Source organism: Arenibacter arenosicollis (assembly GCF_014397245.1).
GTDB lineage: Bacteria > Bacteroidota > Bacteroidia > Flavobacteriales > Flavobacteriaceae > Arenibacter > Arenibacter arenosicollis.
The window spans coordinates 49969-66860 of sequence record NZ_JACLHY010000007.1; the positions used below are offsets into that span (position 1 = coordinate 49969).

14 protein-coding genes are annotated in these 16892 nt (G+C 38.7%); 11 read left to right on the forward strand and 3 right to left on the reverse strand.

Going from position 1 to position 16892, the window contains the following annotated elements:
• Positions 1–359: 359 nt before the first annotated feature.
• From H4O18_RS08980 to H4O18_RS08990, 3 genes are all read right to left on the reverse strand, one after another.
• Complete coding sequence (locus H4O18_RS08980; protein ID WP_187583679.1) at positions 360–1448, reverse strand: Gfo/Idh/MocA family protein; 1089 nt, start codon at positions 1446–1448, stop codon at positions 360–362.
• Between the two features lie 330 nt (positions 1449–1778).
• The gene (locus tag H4O18_RS08985; RefSeq protein ID WP_187583681.1) at positions 1779–2318 is read right to left on the reverse strand and encodes a hypothetical protein; all 540 of its coding nucleotides are present in this window, start codon (positions 2316–2318) and stop codon (positions 1779–1781) included.
• A 90-nt stretch (positions 2319–2408) separates the two neighbouring features.
• Positions 2409–2855, reverse strand: coding sequence for a hypothetical protein (locus H4O18_RS08990; RefSeq protein ID WP_187583683.1), 447 nt, complete (start codon positions 2853–2855; stop codon positions 2409–2411).
• A gap of 216 nt (positions 2856–3071) precedes the next feature.
• Here H4O18_RS08990 and H4O18_RS08995 point away from each other — a divergent pair, with 216 nt between their 5' ends.
• The 11 genes from H4O18_RS08995 to H4O18_RS09045 all read left to right on the forward strand — a co-directional run bounded on the left by H4O18_RS08995 (position 3072) and on the right by H4O18_RS09045 (position 16785).
• Entirely contained in the window at positions 3072–4187 is a 1116-nt protein-coding gene (locus H4O18_RS08995) for a DUF2891 domain-containing protein (RefSeq protein ID WP_187583685.1), read from the forward strand.
• A gap of 1 nt (position 4188) precedes the next feature.
• Positions 4189–5382, forward strand: coding sequence for an Nramp family divalent metal transporter (locus H4O18_RS09000; RefSeq protein WP_187583687.1), 1194 nt, complete (start codon positions 4189–4191; stop codon positions 5380–5382).
• Positions 5383–5387: 5 nt separating this feature from the next.
• Entirely contained in the window at positions 5388–6125 is a 738-nt protein-coding gene (pxpA, locus tag H4O18_RS09005) for a 5-oxoprolinase subunit PxpA (RefSeq protein ID WP_187583689.1), read from the forward strand.
• Positions 6122–6859: a 5-oxoprolinase subunit PxpB gene (pxpB, locus tag H4O18_RS09010; RefSeq protein ID WP_187583698.1), complete on the forward strand. Its 738-nt coding sequence runs from the start codon at positions 6122–6124 to the stop codon at positions 6857–6859. The genes pxpA and pxpB overlap by 4 nt, the downstream gene beginning before the upstream one ends.
• Positions 6852–7691 (forward strand): 5-oxoprolinase subunit C family protein, encoded by an 840-nt coding sequence (locus H4O18_RS09015; RefSeq protein ID WP_187583700.1) that lies wholly within the window; start codon positions 6852–6854, stop codon positions 7689–7691. The genes pxpB and H4O18_RS09015 overlap by 8 nt, the downstream gene beginning before the upstream one ends.
• Before the next feature lie 425 nt (positions 7692–8116).
• Positions 8117–9793 carry a dihydroxy-acid dehydratase gene (ilvD, locus tag H4O18_RS09020; protein WP_187583702.1) on the forward strand — a complete coding sequence of 559 codons (1677 nt, stop codon included), beginning with the start codon at positions 8117–8119 and terminating at the stop codon, positions 9791–9793.
• Positions 9794–9869: 76 nt separating this feature from the next.
• Positions 9870–11603, forward strand: coding sequence for a biosynthetic-type acetolactate synthase large subunit (gene ilvB / locus H4O18_RS09025; RefSeq protein WP_187583704.1), 1734 nt, complete (start codon positions 9870–9872; stop codon positions 11601–11603).
• A gap of 61 nt (positions 11604–11664) precedes the next feature.
• Positions 11665–12189: an acetolactate synthase small subunit gene (gene ilvN, locus H4O18_RS09030; protein ID WP_110355381.1), complete on the forward strand. Its 525-nt coding sequence runs from the start codon at positions 11665–11667 to the stop codon at positions 12187–12189.
• 46 nt (positions 12190–12235) lie between these two features.
• Positions 12236–13711, forward strand: a complete 1476-nt coding sequence (ilvC, locus tag H4O18_RS09035; RefSeq protein WP_187583706.1) for a ketol-acid reductoisomerase — start codon at positions 12236–12238, stop codon at positions 13709–13711.
• Positions 13712–13779: 68 nt separating this feature from the next.
• Positions 13780–15033, forward strand: coding sequence for a threonine ammonia-lyase IlvA (gene ilvA / locus H4O18_RS09040; RefSeq protein ID WP_187583708.1), 1254 nt, complete (start codon positions 13780–13782; stop codon positions 15031–15033).
• A gap of 165 nt (positions 15034–15198) precedes the next feature.
• Positions 15199–16785: an NADP-dependent glyceraldehyde-3-phosphate dehydrogenase gene (locus tag H4O18_RS09045; RefSeq protein ID WP_187583710.1), complete on the forward strand. Its 1587-nt coding sequence runs from the start codon at positions 15199–15201 to the stop codon at positions 16783–16785.
• The last annotated feature ends 107 nt before the right edge of the window (positions 16786–16892 follow it).

Genomic DNA, 16892 nt, shown 5'->3' on the forward strand with positions numbered 1-16892 from the left:
TTCCGAAATATTAGTCCAGACAACTGCCAGACTTCCAGATTACCAACGTTTCCCCCAAGTTCTTAGCTTTACCCTAAGAACAGCACATATAAGGCCCAAGAAAAGCAAAAGGCGCAAAAGAAATAAAATAAAAAATCGATTAATGTAGTATTTTCCTTCATAATATCGGGTTTATATATAAAACCCAAAAACAGAGGGAAAAGGATTTTCATCCCCATGTATGGAACAAAAATTCGACGACTTGACCCTAAGTCGGACAAAGGGTCAAAATCCTCTATGAAAGTAAAATCCTACAATTACACAAAACCTTGTAAAGTAACATTTTACCGATGTTTTCTAAGTTAGAACCCACTACAAAACTACAATTTAACCACACAATTCTGTGCAGCCGATTTATAGATTGCCTCAACAACACGAATATCCCGAAGTCCTTCTTCCCCAGGAACTAATAAATCGGTTTTGTTCATAATGGCCATAGCATCCTCATCCATTTGTTTGGCCTGTTGGTTTGGGATGGGAAATTCTATAATGGTACCATCGGACATGCTTCCATTATTGCCCCTGTAGGAAGAATGCGGTTCCATTTTTAACCAACCTTTTTCATAGTTTACCTGTAGATGGTTCATATTAATGCCAAAACTGGTCTGGCAGGATGCCCGGGCACCACTCGGAAATTCCAATTGAAACATCATAGTTTCCTCAACCTCGTGATAGATTTCTGGTCGGGTAGTGGAGGCCTGTGCCAATACGGAGATGGGTTCCTCACCAGTGGCCAATCTGGCACCCTGTAGTGCATAAACCCCCATATCTCCCATTGCTCCGCCACCTAATTTCTTGTTTTGTTTCCAATGGTTGGTACGGCCATCAAAATATCCTGCCGCCGAAGTCACCATTCTAACCTTACCAAATGGTCTTTCCTTGCCTACTTTCATATAGGCCTGAATATTGGGGTCGTGCTGACAACGATATCCAATGGCCAGTTTTACCTTATTATCCTTGCATGCTTTGATCATGGCTTCACAATCTGCAACGGAGGGCGCCATAGGCTTTTCACACCAAACATGTTTCCCCGCTTTTGCGGCCCTTATAGTGTACTCTGCATGCATGGAAGGCGGCAAGACCACATAAACGACATCTATATCAGGGTTGTTCGCGATACTATCAAAATTTTTATAATTGTAGATATTCTTATCCTTTATCCCATATTTTTCCTTCCATACAGGGATTTTTTCGGGACTCCCGGTAACAATGCCCCTTAATTCACAATTGTTGGTCAATTGCAGCGCAGGGGCAAGAAGATCGGTACTATAGTACCCCAATCCTACAAGGGCTACCCCCAACTTTTTATTTTGCGCCCTATTGGTAGAGAATAATATTTGTGGGGTAATTGTACTAACTGCTGCAATTATACCCGCCTTTTGAATAAATACTCGTCTTTGTTTTTCCATGGTTCCCGATTTAACAGAAAAAATAAGACAAAAATTTGAAATATCCATAAAAATAATGGACCGCTTGGATTATAAATTGTTCATTGAGAGAATTAAATAAAATTTAGAAAGCCTTTCTTTAGGCTCGAAAAGATTTAATATAAATTAGTGCAGTTTATTTCAAGGAATCTGGTAATTGATTTCCTTTTGATATTGGGATCAACCAAAACTGTATATTTTCTTCCTATTTCCCAAGATACCTGGAATACCGAAATATGCAAAAGAGATAAAACGGTAAGGATGGACAGGTGCAAACCCCAAAAGAGGAATGATTACTAAGTAGATTCCCTTCTATTCCTTTTTCTGAAGCGTTTGGATCAAAAGGTCTTTTAATACATATGCGGTAACGAGAATAAATCCTGTTATGAGGGTAGGGGTAGCATATTCCCATTCCAATATTTTGGTAAGGCTACCTATTATAATCGCCAATATGCCGATAATCATCATGGTATTCCAAATGAAATAGGCAATGTCACTTCTATTATCGTCCTTATCATCTATGAGATATGTTGTGCCTTCCATGATAATCCAGACAATAAAAGCCAAACTACCAATAAGCTGAAAAAAATCCGTATTGGATACCTCTAGAATTTTGAATATGCCGTTTAAGGACCACGCTGTAACCAGCACCAATTTGTTGTATTCCAGGAATCCCTTTTTGCTTTTTTTCCAAAATCGCAATCCGTACAAAGTACCAATAGCACAAAGTGAGAGAATTATGATGGGATTGGCAAAGTTCGGGAAATGTAGAATTTTGCAGATAAAACCTACAATAAGTAGGGAAATGGCAATTCTTAAAGGTGTTCTTAAAATCTTCTTTTCTGTTTCCATAAGATGGTTTTTAAGATTCAGGGCGTTTCAGTTCTATATTCGCCGAATTGCCCTTGTCCTTCCTTGAAAAGACATTTCCCTAACGTATCACTAACTAAGCGCCTTAATATTGGCCTTAAGTCCGTCCATAATCCCTAAAATATTATTTACGGTTTCCTTTAAATAATATTTAATGAGTACGTGGGGGATACGAATGGTGGTAAATCCATTTTTAAACGAATGCATGGCTTCTTCCAAATCATTGATGGCTTGTTCGTGGGTAATGGAATGATATTCGGTATCGATTTCTATATTAAGTTTTACCCTAGATATAGCAATATCCACTGATTTTTTTCCATCCCACCATTCGAGCATTGGATTTACACCTGCGTTTTTTAAACCATAATATAATTGTATGGCTTCTTTGGGGGTCCTTTTGAGTTTAATTAGCTTTTCCATTCTGCTTTTATGCTTCGCACAAAGCTCTATTCCTAAAAGATCCATTGCGCTTTTATGGTCAAGATAACTAAGCTCTTTGTTACAATCTAAACATGTCATTCAAGTAGGTTAAAAATTTAATTTGGGACTATTATAACCCAATTATTTTTGGATTATTATGTTGGGGTAATCCAAAAAGGTCAACTTTTAGACGAACTGCAACTTTTTAGATGAACTACCTCCTTTTTAAACCACTTGTTCTGTAAAATTTAAATATGCTTCCCCATTTTGTAATATCCATATATATTTACATATTCACCATTACAAATCAAAACAATGGATCCAAGACCAATACTGAAAACAATAGGTATAACTTTTTTAGTTTTTTTCCTTCACATTAGCTGTAAGGATCAACAAAAGTCAGCACCAGAAAAAGATATCTCCCTAGCCGTCCCCGAACTTAGTTTTAATGAAGCCAACCGTTTGGCGCGTTTACCTTTGGAATGCCTACAGACAGAATATCCCAATAAATTGAACCAATCCCTTCAGGATTCCACACATCTAGGCGGACCTCAAGAACTGCACCCAGCATTTTATGGATGTTTCGACTGGCATTCATCGGTTCACGGTCATTGGTCCTTAGTTTCACTGTTAAAACAGTTCCCAAGTTTAAATCAGGCTTCCACAATCCGAAATAAGTTGGTAGAAAATATTTCCAAGGAAAATATAATAGGGGAATTGGCCTATTTTAATATGGAAGGTAATAAATCCTATGAACGGACATATGGCTGGGCTTGGATCCTTAAATTGGCAGAAGAGCTTCACACTTGGAACGACCCCTTGGCCCGTGATCTAGAGGTAAATTTGCAACCATTAATAGATTATATAGTAGCTGCTTACGTAGATTTTTTACCTAAATTAAATTACCCCATTCGGGTAGGAGAACATTCCAATACCGCATTTGGACTTTCCATGGCTTGGGATTATGCCATTGTAATGGAGGATGACACTTTAAAAAATGCCATTATTTCCAGTGTAGCACGTTTTTATGAAAATGATGCCGATTGCCCTATAACTTGGGAACCCAGTGGATTCGATTTTTTATCCCCTTGCTTGGAGGAGGCCAATCTGGTCAGAAAAATTTACGGCCCCGAAAAGTTCAAAAAATGGTTGGACAAATTTTTGCCGCAATTGAAAAATGTTCAATTTAATCTTGAACCGGGAAAGGTTTCGGACAGAACGGATGGAAAATTGGTGCATTTGGATGGACTTAATTTTAGTAGGGCTTGGTGTTTGTACGGAATTGCGGAAACACTTCCCGAATACACCCATTTAAAACAAATTGCCACTGAACATATAAATTACTCCCTTCCCAATATAGTAGACGACAATTATAGTGGAACCCATTGGTTGGGAAGTTTTGCATTATACGCTTTAAATAAGGCCAAATAATATGTTTAGGAAAATGGGGCCAGGTGTTGTGGTAGCTGCAGCCTTTATTGGGCCAGGTACCGTTACGGTATGCACCTTTGCCGGGGTACAATTTGGATATACCTTGCTATGGGCCATGTTACTTTCCATAGTGGCTACGGTAGTCTTACAACAAATGGCGGCGAGATTGGGAATTGTTACCCAAAAAGGTCTGGCGCATGTCATAAAAGAAGAAATAGGTGTTGAATGGATAAAGATTTTAGTGCTAGGATTGATCTTATCCGCAATAGTTATAGGTAATGCCGCCTATGAAGGAGGCAATATTGGAGGTGCTTCTTTGGGACTTGTGGCCATATTTGGGCAAGAATACCTTAGTTTCTACCCTTTTGCCATTGGTCTTGTTGCTTTTTTACTTTTGTTCTTTGGCAATTATAAATTATTGGAAAAGGTATTTGTAACCTTGGTAGTGATCATGAGCTTATCATTTATATTGACGGCCATAATTACAAAACCTGATATTTTAGCCATATTACAAGGTCTTTTTACCCCAAAAGTTCCAGAAGGAAGTATTCTGACCATCATCGCTTTGGTCGGCACTACCGTGGTACCTTATAATTTATTTTTGCATACTTCCCTAGTAAGTGAAAAATGGAAATCCACAGCTAATTTAAAGGATGCGGAAAGAGATACCGTTTTATCCATCGTTTTGGGCGGTATGGTTTCAATGGCAGTAATGGTTACCGCAACTGCAATACCTTCCAAGGAAATTAACAATATAATGGATATGGCTCAAGGCTTGGAACCACTTTATGGGAACAGTGCCAGATATTTTATGGGAATTGGATTATTTGCTGCCGGAACAACCTCTGCAATAACAGCCCCCTTGGCCGCCGCATATGTCGCCAATAGCTGTTTTGGATGGAATACCACTATGAAGGATATACGATTCAAGTTGGTTTGGATGGTAATCATATTGGTGGGTGTTCTATTTATGTCCATAGGAATAAAACCCTTGGAAATCATCAAATTTGCCCAAGTGACAAATGGTATGTTATTGCCAATTATCGCTGTTTTTTTACTATGGGTCGTAAACCGGAAAACAGTGATGCTGCAATATCGGAATACCTTGATTGAAAATATATTGGGAATTATCATCATTCTTTTATCCGTAATATTGGGAGTAAAGAGTATACTAACTGTTTTTGAACTATTTTGAGTAGTATGATCAATATCGATATAAATTGCGACCTAGGGGAGGGTATGGGCAATGAATCTCAAATAATGCCCCTTATATCTTCATGTAATATAGCCTGCGGCGGCCATGCCGGTGATAATGGGACCATGATGCGGGTTGCCCGTCTGGCCAAAGAACACCATGTCCTAATTGGGGCACATCCATCCTATCCTGATCGTGAAAATTTTGGAAGAATTTCGATCAATATTTCTGAAAAGGAATTGAAAAAAAATATCCTTGCCCAAATAGGGAATTTAAATTTGGCACTGAAGTCCCTGGGAATGAGGTTAAACCATATAAAACCACATGGTGCTTTGTACAACGACATTGCCAAGGACAGGAAATTAGCCGCAGTCTTTTTAAATAGTATAGAGGAGTACAAAAAAGACGTTTATTTATATGTTCCCTATCGATCAAAAATAGAAGAGGAAGCTTTACAATTGGGATTTCGGGTAAAATATGAGGCCTTCGCCGATCGAAATTATAAGCCAGACCTCTCCCTGGTTTCCAGAAAGGAATCTGCGGCTTTGATTCAAGATCCCAAAGCGGTTTTGAACCATATACTTCATATGGTGCAAAAGGGTGCCGTTTTAACCTTGTCCGGTAAGGCAGTAAAACTCAAGGCGGACACCTATTGTATTCACGGAGATTCTCCTGCAACATTACAAATATTAATGTATCTTTCACAACATTTACCAAAGAACCAAATCTTAATAAAGAAGTGAGCAATTTCAAAATATCGGTCAGGCAATTTGGGGTACATGCCATATTAGTTGAATGGCCCAATAAGGTGGATGAGTCCATATTGGATGAGATTCTTCAGTTTATTCAATATTTAAAGAAAAATCAATTAAGTGAAAAGGAGTGGGAATTTGTTCCAGCTTATAATTCACTTACTTTGATTTGCAAAGATACTGTCCTAGATTTCGATTATTTTAAACCAAAAATAAAAGAGTGGTATAGTTTAATAAAAAAGGTATCACATGCAACAAGGTATCTTTGGAGGTTACCGGTAAGTTACGATTTGGAATTTGGCTTGGATCTCCAGGAAATTTCAAGTCAATTGGGATTGGAAGTAAATCGTATAATAGAACTACATTCCAAGAGTATTTATACGGTCTATGGAATAGGTTTTTTACCTGGATTTATGTATTTGGGCGGAGTGCCTGAAGCTTTGGAAGTTCCACGTAAATCTACTCCAAGATCGAAGGTACCTGCAGGTTCTGTAGGTCTTGCGGGCAAACAAACTGGGATTTATCCCCAAGATTCACCGGGAGGATGGAATATTATTGGTAAATGTCCTATACCCATGTTTAACGTAAAGAACGAAAATCCTTGTTTCGTTACCGTTGGTGATCAAATTCAATTTTATCCAATTTCGATGGCCGAATACCAATTGCACAAAATAGAAGCTGAGGTAGGGATATATAACATAGAAAAAATAGTGCTCAATGCTTAACATTTTAAAATCGGGCTTTTTCACTACAGTACAGGATACTGGCAGATTTGGATATAGGGATAAAGGTGTTCCTGTGGCAGGGGTAATGGATTCCTTTTCTACATCCAAGGTAAATACATTGTTGGAAAACGATGAGAAATGCGCGGTTTTGGAAATAACCATGACGGGCCCCAAATTGGAATTTGAAGAAGATACCTATATTGTTTTAGGCGGTGCGGAAATGTCGGTCACCCTGAACGATATTGCCTTGGAGAACTACAAAGTTTATAAAGTAAAAAGTGGCGATATTTTAAGCTATGGAAAATTGGAAAAAGGTTTCCGGGCTTATTTGGGGATAAAGGATGGATTCAATACAGAGCTCGTATTGGGAAGTAGGTCCTTTTTTAAACCAATTACCAATAAAGATTCCATTAAAAAAATGCCCGATCTTCCCTATGCCACTTGCAAACAATTCAATCCAAAAATTTCCGAACTTAAGGTAGATTCCGTATTGGATAAATCCGTTTTGGAGGTATACAAGGGGCCGGAATATAAACTTTTAACGGATAACCAATTAGGCAAATTGTTCTATCGGGAATTTTCCGTGGCCAACGAAAATAACCGTATGGCATATCAGTTAAATGAGACAATAGAAGAAAACAAAGTTTCCATGTTAACCTCGGCCACACTCCCAGGAACGGTACAATTGACTCCTTCTGGAAAATTAATAGTGTTAATGAAAGACGGACAAACTACCGGTGGCTATCCCAGAATTTTGCAGTTATCAGATATGGCCATGTCCATTTTAGCTCAAAAAAGATCCGGAGACCACATTAAGTTTAAATTAAAATAGCCACTGCATATTTATTTCTTTGTGAATTAAATAATAATAACTAATTTTACTGCAATGAAAATAAATGTAAACATAATCAATGTAGTCATTATTGTCCCATAAGGGGGATGATACGGATTTTCTATTGATTAAAAGAGCCTGTATCAGATATATTTGATACAGGCTTTTTTTATGTTTTCATTGAATGAAATTGGGATTGGTGCTGTTTTCGAGTAAAAAACCATAGGTTTATACTCGAATAAAAACCTACTGAATATGATATGGTTTATGTATTTAAATATCTGATTATCAGTAATTTAAAATTAAATCAATATCATTGAATTTAAATCAAATTTTTATGTTAAAAACCAAAGGGTTTTTAAACTTTTATCTTTGAAAGTCGTAGTATATATAGTTTAGTATTAAAATTGAAAGAATAGAGATTAATGGAATTAAATAAATTTAGTAAAAACGTTACCCAGGACCCTACGCAACCGGCTGCTCAAGCCATGTTATATGCCATTGGTTTGGATGAAGAGGATTTAAAAAAACCTTTGATCGGAATAGGTAGTACAGGTTATGAGGGGAATCCTTGTAATATGCACTTAAATGATTTGGCCCAGGAAGTAAAACTGGGGACAGAAAAAGGCGGCTTGGTCGGGCTTGTGTTCAATACTATCGGAGTAAGTGATGGTATTTCCATGGGGACTTACGGTATGCGTTATTCATTACCTTCTAGAGATATCATTGCAGATTCCATGGAAACCGTGGTACAAGCTATGAACTACGATGGTCTTGTTACAGTTGTGGGATGTGATAAGAATATGCCGGGAGCGCTTATGGCCATGATTAGATTAAACAGACCTTCTGTTTTGGTGTATGGTGGTACCATTGCCTCTGGGTGTTTTAAAGATAAGAAGTTGGATATCGTTTCTGCCTTCGAAGCATGGGGCGAAAAGGTTGCCGGGACCATGAACGAAGCAGATTTTAAAGGTGTGATTCAAAATGCTTGTCCAGGAGCTGGGGCTTGTGGTGGTATGTACACCGCGAATACCATGGCTTCGGCAATAGAAGCTTTGGGTATGGCTTTGCCATACAATTCTTCCAACCCTGCCATTGGCAAAGAAAAGAAACAGGATGCAATAAGTGCTGGTTTTGCATTAAGACATTTATTGGAAAATGATATTAAGCCTAGCGACATCATTACCAGAAAATCCTTTGAGAATGCTGTGCGTTTGCTAACCCTTTTAGGAGGATCCACCAACGCAGTGCTTCACTTCTTGGCCATAGCGAAAGCTGCAGATGTTGAATTTACATTGGATGACTTTCAAAGAATTAGTGATACAACTCCATTTTTGGCGGATTTAAAACCTAGCGGCAAATACTTAATGGAAGATCTACATCGTGTAGGTGGTACTCCAGCGGTTATGAAGTTTATGCTGGAAAACGGAATGTTGCATGGCGATTGTTTAACCATAACCGGAAAAACCGTTGCCGAAAATCTTGCGGACGTTCCAAGTTTAAAAGAAGGACAGGAAATAATTAAGCCATTGAACGCGCCTATCAAGGCGTCAGGACACTTAAGAATATTGTACGGAAATCTTGCTGAAGAGGGAGCCGTTGCGAAAATTACAGGTAAAGAAGGATTACATTTTAGTGGTCCTGCCAAAGTTTTTGACGATGAATTTTTGGCCAATGCCGGTATCGGAAAAGGATTGGTTAAAAAGGGAGATGTAGTGGTTATACGTTATGAAGGCCCTAAAGGTGGTCCAGGGATGCCCGAAATGTTGAAGCCCACCGCTGCCATAATGGGTGCTGGTCTTGGTAAAGATGTTGCCTTAATTACAGATGGCCGTTTTTCAGGGGGTACACACGGTTTTGTTGTGGGACATGTATGCCCAGAAGCTCAGGATGGTGGTACAATAGCCTTGTTAAAAGATGGGGATATAATTACCATTGATGCTGAAAAAAATAGTATTTCGGTGGCTTTGTCCGAGGAAGAGATCAAGACTCGTAGGGCTAATTGGGTACAACCTCCTTTAAAAGTTAAAAAAGGTACTTTATATAAATACGCAAGAACCGTTTCCTCGGCCTCACAAGGTTGTGTTACCGACGAAATTTAAGATAAGGGAGATAATTTCCCCAAAAAAAATAATTAAAGTTTTATACCAAGTATGTTAACCGATTAGGTCTACAATTATGGAAACATTGAAAAAGGAAAAAGCAGCGTCAACAAAGCAGAGCACTATGAGGATCACTGGTGCAGAGGCTATCATCCATTGCCTATTGGCCGAGGGTGTAGATTTAATTTATGGTTATCCTGGAGGGGCAATTATGCCTCTGTATGATGAATTGTATAAATTTCAACATAAACTTACGCATATATTAACAAGGCACGAGCAGGGCGCTACCCATGCAGCGCAAGGGTACGCTAGGGTAACCGGAAAAGTAGGTGTTGCCGTGGCCACTTCAGGTCCTGGCGCCACCAACTTGATTACCGGCATAGCAGATGCCCAGATAGATTCGACTCCAATGGTCTGTATTACAGGTCAGGTAGCAAGACATTTGCTGGGTTCAGACGCGTTTCAGGAAACTGATATTATTGGAATTTCCACTCCTGTAACCAAATGGAACTGTCAAGTGACCAAGGCCTCTGAAATTCCAGAGGTATTGGCAAAGGCTTTCTATATTGCAAAATCCGGTAGACCTGGACCAGTATTGGTGGATATAACCAAAAATGCCCAAATTGATGAGTTCGATTTTTCATATGAACATTGCAAAGGGGTTCGGAGTTACAATCCATACCCTAAACCAAACCCAAAAGCTATTGAGGAGGCAGCCAATTTAATCAATGCGGCCAAAAAGCCTTTTATCGTTTTTGGACAAGGTGTAATTTTAGGGGAAGCAGAAGAACAACTTAAAAGCTTGGTAGAGAAAGCAGGTATTCCTGCTGCTTGGACAGTACTTGGACTTTCGGCAATGGATACGGACCATCCCTTAAATGTAGGAATGGTGGGAATGCACGGCAATTACGGACCTAATTTATTGACGAATGAATGCGATGTGCTTATTGCCATTGGCATGCGCTTTGACGATAGGGTTACCGGAAGTTTGGACACCTATGCCAAACAGGCAAAAATTATCCATTTCGACATAGACCCAGCTGAAATAAACAAAAACGTGAAAGCCGATGTTGCGGTCTTGGGCGATTCCAAAGTAACCTTGGATTTGCTATTGCCTTTGATCAAAACCAATAAGCATGAATCCTGGCACAATGAGTTTAAGGAAAAATATAAGATAGAATTTGATCAGATCATTAAAAATGATGTTTATCCTACTAAGGATAAACTCACCATGGCGGAAGTTATTGAGGAAATCAATATAGCCAGTGGTCATAAGGCAATTATAGTATCGGATGTTGGTCAGCACCAAATGATAGCATGTAGATATGCCAAATTTAAACAGACCAAAAGTAATGTTACCTCCGGTGGATTGGGAACTATGGGGTTTGCTTTACCAGCAGCAATAGGAGCCAAAATGGGGGCCATGGATAGGGAAGTAGTGGCCATTATTGGTGATGGTGGATATCAAATGACGATTCAGGAGTTGGGAACTATCTTTCAAAACAAGACCCCTGTTAAGATCGTGGTACTAAACAATGATCATTTGGGAATGGTACGCCAGTGGCAGGAACTATTCTTTGAAAGTAGATATGCATCAACGGTAATGGTAAATCCGGACTTTGTGAAAATTGCTGAAGGTTATCATATAGAATCTAAGCGCATTAGCGAGAGAAAGGATTTAAAGTCGACCATTAAGGAAATGTTGGCTTCCAAAGATGCTTACTTTTTGGAAGTTAAAGTTGAAAAGGAAGATAATGTTTTTCCAATGATTCCTTCAGGAGCATCGGTATCGGATATACGTCTTAAATAAAATAAATATTAATTAAAATTGCCCATAACCTTATATTTAGATTAAGGATTGGGATGAGGAGATGGAAAAAAAATGGTTTACAATTTCAGTATACTCCGAGAATAGCGTTGGGTTACTGAACAGAATATCAGGAATATTCTTAAAGCGACATATAAACATAGAGAGTTTAAATGTTTCAAAATCGGAAATAGAACACGTGTCCAAATTCACGATTGTTGTGTACACCACAGAAGATTGGGTCCGCAATATTGTTGGACAGGTCGAAAAACAAATTGAGGTCATTAAGGCCTTCTACCATACCGATGAAGAAACCATTTATCAGGAATCGGCTTTATTTAAAGTGGCTTCCACTTTATTGTTCGATGAACGAAATATTCAAAATATCATTAAGGACAGTAACTCCCAAATTGTTACTGTGTCCAGAGATTTCTTTGTTTTGGCAAAAAGTGGCAGAAGAAATGAAATAGATGATATGTACCAACAATTGAAACCCTATGGCATTATGCAATTTGTACGCTCTGGGCGGATAGCGGTTACTAAATCGGAAATGAAAATTTCATCATTATTAAAAGAGTTTAATCAATAAATAATTAACCCCGAAGCTAATCGGGATTTAAAATCCAGTTTAAAAAATGGCAAATTACTTTAATACACTATCATTAAGAGAACAACTTACCCAATTGGGAAAATGTAGGTTTATGGAATCTACTGAATTTTCTGATGGTGTATCCGCTTTAAAAGGGAAAAAAATTGTAATCGTAGGTTGTGGTGCCCAAGGTCTTAACCAAGGTCTTAATATGCGCGATTCCGGATTGGATATTTCATATGCCCTTAGGGACGCAGCTATAAAAGAAAAAAGACAGTCTTTTATAAACGCTAGTGAAAATGGTTTTAAGGTAGGAACTTATGAGGAACTTATTCCATCTGCCGATGTAGTCATCAATTTAACTCCGGACAAGCAACATACAAGTGTTGTTTCTGCCGTAATGCCATTAATGAAAAAAGGAGCTACATTGTCCTACTCGCACGGTTTTAATATTGTAGAGGAAGGAATGCAGATCCGTGAGGATTTAACAGTTATTATGGTGGCACCTAAATGCCCAGGTTCTGAAGTACGTGAAGAATACAAAAGAGGTTTTGGAGTACCTACATTAATAGCAGTACACCCTAATAACGACCCAGAAGATAAAGGATTGGCCCAAGCTAAAGCTTATGCCGTAGCCACTGGAGGTCATAAGGCCGGTGTTTTGGAGTCTTCTTTCGTTGCGGAAGTAAAATCCGACCTAATGGGAGAACAGACCATTCTTTGTGGTTTGTTGCAAACTGGTTCTATCCTTTGTTTTGATAAAATGATTGAAAAAGGAATAGATAAAGGATATGCTTCCAAGCTTATTCAGTACGGATGGGAAACAGTTACAGAAGGTCTAAAATATGGAGGTATTACCCACATGATGGATCGTTTATCCAATCCTGCAAAAATTAAAGCTTTTGAACTTTCAGAAGAATTAAAGGATATTATGCGTCCACTTTTCCACAAACATATGGACGATATCATGAGTGGTCATTTTTCCAAAACTATGATGGAAGACTGGGCCAATGATGATAAAAACCTATTGACTTGGAGAGCTGCAACAGGAGAAACTGCATTCGAAAAAACTCCCGCTGGATCTGATAAAATTTCTGAACAAGAATTTTATGACCATGGTGTATTAATGGTGGCAATGGTTAGAGCAGGTGTTGAATTGGCTTTTGAAGCCATGACAGAATCTGGAATTATCGCCGAGTCTGCCTACTACGAATCACTTCATGAAACTCCGTTGATAGCAAACACAATAGCTAGAAAAAAATTGTTCGAAATGAATAGGGTAATATCTGATACAGCGGAATACGGTTGTTATTTGTTTGATCACGCTTGTAAGCCATTATTGGCCGATTTCATGAAAACCGTAGACACCGATGTAATTGGAAAACATTTTGCCGATCAAAAACATTTAAGTGTTGATAACGCAAAACTAATTGCTGTTAATAAAGCTTTACGCGAACATCCTGTTGAGATAGTAGGTGCAAGATTGCGTGCTTCCATGACCGCGATGAAACCTATAGTATAATTAAGCATTACTAATTTGAAGACCTGCCAAGTTTAAATAACTCGGCAGGTCTTTGTTTATAAATACATATGAAACCATATTTTCCCAAATTAGAGGACATCAAAAAGGCTGCCGAAACTATTAGGCAAGTGGCGGATATTACACCTTTAATGCAGAGCATTAGATACTCCAAGGCCTATGATGCCAATATTCTACTGAAAAGGGAAGATTTACACAGAGTAAGAAGCTACAAGATTAGAGGTGCCTTTAATAAAATTAGCTCCCTTACAAAGGATGAAACTGTAAATGGTGTTGTTTGTGCCAGTGCTGGGAACCACGCCCAAGGTGTTGCATTCGCTTGTAATCATTTAGCAATTCATGGTACTATATATATGCCTTCCGTTACCCCTAAACAAAAGGTAGAACAGACAAAATTATTTGGAGGGGACTGGGTAACCGTGGTACTTGAGGGAGATACCTTTGATGATTCCTCGGATGCTGCCAAAAAATTCTGTGCAACTGAAAATAAGACCTATGTCCATCCTTTTGATGACCCCAAAATAATTGAAGGACAGGCTACCGTTGCTTTGGAAATATTGGAACAGACAAAAAAACCTATAGATTACGTCTTTGTAGCTGTAGGAGGTGGTGGTTTGGCCTCTGGTCTTTGCGCTGTATTCCAGACTTTGTCGCCCCATACAAAAATTATAGGCGTGGAGCCCGAAGGCGCCCCATCCATGAAAAATTCAATAGAAAAGGGCATTAATACCGAATTGGAACATATCGATAAATTTATTGATGGTGCCGCAGTAAAACGAGTTGGCAATCTTACTTTTGATATTTGCAAGGAATGTCTATATGATATGGTCACCGTTCCGGAAGGAAAGGTTTGCCAGACCATTCTAGATCTTTACAATAGAGATGCCATTGTAGTGGAACCGGCCGGAGCCCTCACCATTACAGTATTGGACGACTATAAAGAAGAAATAAAAGGTAAAAACGTGGTCTGCATTGTAAGTGGCAGTAACAACGATATTACGCGTACGGCCGAGATAAAGGAACGTGCATTGCTATACGGCAAATTAAAACACTATTTTATAATTCGCTTTCCTCAGAGACCAGGTGCGTTGAAAGAATTCGTTGTTGATATTCTGGGTCCAACCGATGATATTACCCATTTTGAATATTCAAAAAAATCTAGTCGGGAGAATGCACCGGCGGTAGTGGGAATTGAATTAAAAAGTCCGGAAGATTTGGCTCCCCTCATAAAGAGAATGAAGGACAACAACTTTTTTGGCGAATACATTAACGATAAGCCGGATTTGTTTCAGTATTTAATTTAATAACATTTCCCGCAATTTTTATGATATTGCAAGTTACGAAAGCGTTTTAGTGCTTTAACGACGAATATTCCATGAAATTTATAGAGTATTAAAATTCTTGTTTTACTAATTTAGTGGAATGGAAATATCATTCCAACAATTTCAATTTTCTTAAAAAAATCAATTATGGGCAAATCAAACATACCGTCAGAATTTAGTATCAAGGAGGTCATTAATCAAAAAACCTATCTGGTCAATGGAGAATTAAAGACTTGGAACGGGAAGACCTCTGAGGTATATTCAACCATATCCAGTACTGACAAATATGAACCCACCTTATTGGGAAGTATTCCGGACATGGAGGAAAAAGAAGCCTTGGAAGCTTTGGACGCAGCTTTGGTAGCTTATGACAAGGGTAAGGGCATTTGGCCAACCATGCGTGTTAAGGAGCGTATAGATTGCATGGAGATTTTTGTAAAGAAAATGCAGACCAAAAGAGAGGAAATTGTTAAACTTTTAATGTGGGAAATTGGAAAATCGCTCCCAGACTCACAAAAGGAGTTCGACAGAACGGTAGAGTATATTAACGATACCATAGAAGATTACAAGCAACTTGATCGGGATAACGCCAAATTTGAAAAAAACGATGGTGTCTATGCACATATTAGAAGGGGACCGCTTGGAGTAGTATTGTGTTTAGGGCCATATAACTATCCCTTAAACGAAACCTTTGCGTTGCTTATTCCTGCCATAATCATGGGGAATACTACAATTTTCAAACCTGCAAAACACGGTGTCCTATTGATTACGCCACTTTTGGAGGCCTTTCAAAGCAGTTTCCCTAAAGGTGTAGTGAATATTGTATTTGGTAGGGGTAGGGCAGTGGCCGCACCAATAATGCAAACTGGAAAAGTTGATGTTTTGGCATTGATCGGCAATAGTAAATCTGCCAATGCCTTACAAAACCAACATCCCAAAAGCAACAGACTGCGTTTAGTACTTGGTTTGGAGGCCAAAAATCCTGCCATTATACTTCCAGATGCGGATTTGGACCTAACTATTAATGAATGTATTGCCGGGACATTGTCCTTTAACGGACAGCGTTGTACCGCTCTTAAAATAATTTATGTCCACGAGGATATTGCCAGTGAATTCAACAAGCGATTTACAGAGAAGGTAGATGCCCTTAAATTTGGAAACCCTTGGGAAGATGGCGTTAAATTAACTCCGTTGCCGGAACCCGGAAAACCAGCCTATATCCAGGAATTAATAGATGATGCTAGGGAAAAAGGCGCTAAAATATTAAACAAAAAAGGAGGTACTCATTCCGACAACTACATTTGGCCTGCAATCCTCTATCCGGTAAAAAAAGAAATGAGGGTTTATAAGGAAGAACAGTTTGGACCTGTAATACCTATCGTAACCTTTAAGGATATTGAAGAGCCCTTGGATGATATGGCCGAGTCCAATTATGGCCAGCAAGTAAGTTTGTTTGGCAAGGATGTATATGCCATTGCCCCGTTAATAGACACCTTGGTAAACTTGGTCTGCCGAGTAAACCTTAACAGTTCCTGCCAACGTGGCCCTGATGTGTATCCTTTTACAGGACGAAAAGATTCTGCACAGGCTACCTTAAGTGTATATGATGCCCTACGCTCATTTTCCATACGAACCTTTGTAGCCTTTAAAGACAACGAACTTAATAATGAAACCGTAGAGCAATTATTGGAATCCAGATTGTCGAACTTTATTAGTACCGACTATATCTTGTAACCCGGGTGGTTATTAACAGGATTCTTAATATCTAGAAGTACCTAAAAAATTAAAGGCCCCACTTAACTAATGTCAAGTGGGGCCTTTTCTATGCTTTTTAGTGCCCT

Bases quoted from the DNA above. Each gene is read 5' to 3' on its own strand.
- H4O18_RS08980 (WP_187583679.1), bottom strand. From the start codon at position 1,448: ATGGAAAAACAAAGACGAGTATTTATTCAAAAGGCGGGTATAATTGCA.
- H4O18_RS08985 (WP_187583681.1), bottom strand. From the start codon at position 2,318: ATGGAAACAGAAAAGAAGATTTTAAGAACACCTTTAAGAATTGCCATT.
- H4O18_RS08990 (WP_187583683.1), bottom strand. From the start codon at position 2,855: ATGACATGTTTAGATTGTAACAAAGAGCTTAGTTATCTTGACCATAAA.
- H4O18_RS08995 (WP_187583685.1), top strand. From the start codon at position 3,072: ATGGATCCAAGACCAATACTGAAAACAATAGGTATAACTTTTTTAGTT.
- H4O18_RS09000 (WP_187583687.1), top strand. From the start codon at position 4,189: ATGTTTAGGAAAATGGGGCCAGGTGTTGTGGTAGCTGCAGCCTTTATT.
- pxpA (WP_187583689.1), top strand. From the start codon at position 5,388: ATGATCAATATCGATATAAATTGCGACCTAGGGGAGGGTATGGGCAAT.
- H4O18_RS09015 (WP_187583700.1), top strand. From the start codon at position 6,852: ATGCTTAACATTTTAAAATCGGGCTTTTTCACTACAGTACAGGATACT.
- ilvD (WP_187583702.1), top strand. From the start codon at position 8,117: ATGGAATTAAATAAATTTAGTAAAAACGTTACCCAGGACCCTACGCAA.
- ilvB (WP_187583704.1), top strand. From the start codon at position 9,870: ATGGAAACATTGAAAAAGGAAAAAGCAGCGTCAACAAAGCAGAGCACT.
- ilvN (WP_110355381.1), top strand. From the start codon at position 11,665: ATGGAAAAAAAATGGTTTACAATTTCAGTATACTCCGAGAATAGCGTT.
- ilvC (WP_187583706.1), top strand. From the start codon at position 12,236: ATGGCAAATTACTTTAATACACTATCATTAAGAGAACAACTTACCCAA.
- ilvA (WP_187583708.1), top strand. From the start codon at position 13,780: ATGAAACCATATTTTCCCAAATTAGAGGACATCAAAAAGGCTGCCGAA.
- H4O18_RS09045 (WP_187583710.1), top strand. From the start codon at position 15,199: ATGGGCAAATCAAACATACCGTCAGAATTTAGTATCAAGGAGGTCATT.